General features: G+C 64.4%; 1 protein-coding gene. It reads right to left on the minus strand.

The window, feature by feature from the left end; translation table 11 throughout:
* The coding region (locus PMI42_RS12655) for a beta strand repeat-containing protein (protein WP_008134512.1) at positions 1-2,556 on the minus strand (2,556 nt) is incomplete at both ends.

The raw sequence follows: 2,556 nt of genomic DNA on the forward strand, positions 1-2,556 counted from the left end.
CGGCAACGCCGGCGGACCTGCCGCTCGCGGTCACCGCAACCGCTGCTCCGGCGGCATTCAGGGTCGCCGCGGCGCCGCCGATGGTGACGCTCGCGCCGGTTCCGGACAGCGTGACGGCCTCGCTCACACCGGTGATCGCGACACTGTCGCCATTGCCGCCGATCGTGGCCGAGCTTCCCGTCCCGGTCACGGTCACCGCCACCGCATTGACAGTGTTGATGGTTGCGTTGCTGCCGCTGATGGTGACGCTGTCCGACGTTCCGACCAGCGTTGCGGTGTCGTTCGTGCCCGTCACGGCGACGGCGTTACCGCTGCCGCTGATGGTCACCGCGCTGCCGGTGCCCGTAACAGTCACCGCCGTTGCGTTCGCGGTCACTGTATCGTTGCTGCCGTTGACGATCACGGTGTCGCTGGTGCCGGTCACAATGATCGGATCGTTGCTGCCGTTGACCGTCACGGTGGCGTTGTTGGCGGGCATCTGGATCAGCACGTTGCTCGCGTTGATCGTGCTGGTGCTGCCGTCAATATTGACGTCATAGCCGGCATGGGCGCCCAGATAGCCCATGTTCCAGGCCGTGCCGTCGGCAAACAGCACCTGCCGCAGGCCGTAGGCACTGTTGGCGAAGGCGCTGCTGACGGTGATCTGGTCACCGGTCGAGGGGATCTGGATGATGAGGTCGCCGAACCCGACGCCGCCGCGCGAGATCAGCACGTCGCTGGTCAGCACCGAGGGGTCGAAGAACGACAGCGTCCCCAGCGAATTGTTGTTGCTGGCGGAGTAATTGTTGATCGTGAGCTGGCCGTAGCCCTTGTGGAAGACATAGGCATCGTCGCCGCCATTGCCCTGCTCGCTGTCGACGCCGCCCTTGCCGTCGAGGATGTCGTTGCCCGACGTCCCCGTCATGGTGTCGTTGCCGGTGGTGCCCGCGAGCGCGGCCATCACGGACGCGACACCGACCAGCGTGATCGTCCCCCCGGTTCCGTTGGCGAGCGTGACCGTGTTGGTGTTGTTGCCGAACACGATGGTCTCGATGTCGTTGACGTTGACCGAGCCTGCGGTTGCCGAGATCCGCAGCGACGTCCCCGAGCTCGCCTGGACGATCCCGCTGGCGCCGCCGAGCGTGATCGACGAAGTCGCCGCCCCGCTGCCGCTGTTGACGGTGATGTCGTCATAGGCGCCAGTCGCAGTGACGGTAACGGCCTTGCTGGAGATGATGTTCTCGTAGCCGCCGGTCAGGGTGACGACATCGCCGGTTCCGCTCACGACCACGGTGTCGCTGTTGCCGGAGGAGGTCACGGCATTGCCGTTGCCGCTCATGGAAACAAAGTTTCCATTGCCATTGAGAGTCGCGCTATTGCCTGCCCCGGTGAACGAGACCGAGCTGCTGCCGGCGTTGATGGTCGAGGACGTGGCCGAGCCAACAATCGTAAAGCTCGCTGCACTGCTCGATGTGATGACATCGCCGGTGGCACCAATCGTGACGGAATCGCCCGTTCCGGTCAGGGTCACGTTGGCAAAATTGCCGTTGCCATTCAGCGTTACCGTCGCGTTATTTCCGTTCAGCGTCACCCGATCGCTGAGGCCGGACACCGTCACGTTATTGTTGTTGCCCGTCAACGTCATCGCGTCAGTGCTGCCGTTGACGTAGACTTTTGCGTTGCTGCCGGTCAGCCCGAGCGACGTCACATTCCCGTTGAGCGATACCGTGTCGTTGTCGCCCGCCACATCCGCAAAGCCGTTGCTGACGGTGCCGACGAGGATCGAGCTCGCGCCGCTGACGTTCACCTTGTTGTAGTTGCCGCTCAGGCTGACGACGTCGCCCGTCCCGCTCAGCGTCACCGTATCGCTAATTCCGTTCACGATGGCGGTGACGCCAGCCCCGCCCAGCGTCACCGAGTTGCCGCTGCCCGAGACCGTCGCCATCGTCACGGCCGATGTGCTCAACGTGTTGGAGCTGCCGCTGACCGTCAGCGTGTCGCTGGTCCCGCTCAACGTGAGTTGGTCGCTGACCCCGGCCACCGTCACGTAATTGCCGCTGCCCGTCACCGAAGCCGAGCTGCCGGTCCCGTTCACCGTCACGGACACCCCGCCGGTCGTCGTCACCGTCTCTCCCGTCCCGGACAGAATCACCGCCCCACCGGTCGCGATCACCGTTTCGTTGCTGCCGTTCAGCGTCGCCGAGCCGCCGGAGATCGACACCGTGTTGCCGCTGCCGGTAATCGTCGAGGAGCTTCCGGTGCCGCTGATCGTGAAGCTCGTCGCACTGCTCGTCGAGATCACGTTGCCGAAGGTCCCGGCGATGGTCACGGTGCCGCCGCCGTTGAGCAGTGACAGGTTGGTGTAATTTGCGCTGCCGTTCAGCGTCACGGTCTGGTTGGTGCCGTTCAACGTCACCCGGTCGCTGGGACCGGACACCGACACGTTATTATTGTTGCCTGTCAGCGTCATGGCGCTGGCGCTGCCGTTGACGTAGACGGTCTCGTTGCTGCCGGTCAGCCCGAGCGACGTCGCATTGCCGTTCAGCGATACCGTGTCGTTGCTACCGGCAATGTCCA

It is taken from the genome of Bradyrhizobium sp. YR681 (assembly GCF_000282615.1).
GTDB lineage: Bacteria > Pseudomonadota > Alphaproteobacteria > Rhizobiales > Xanthobacteraceae > Bradyrhizobium.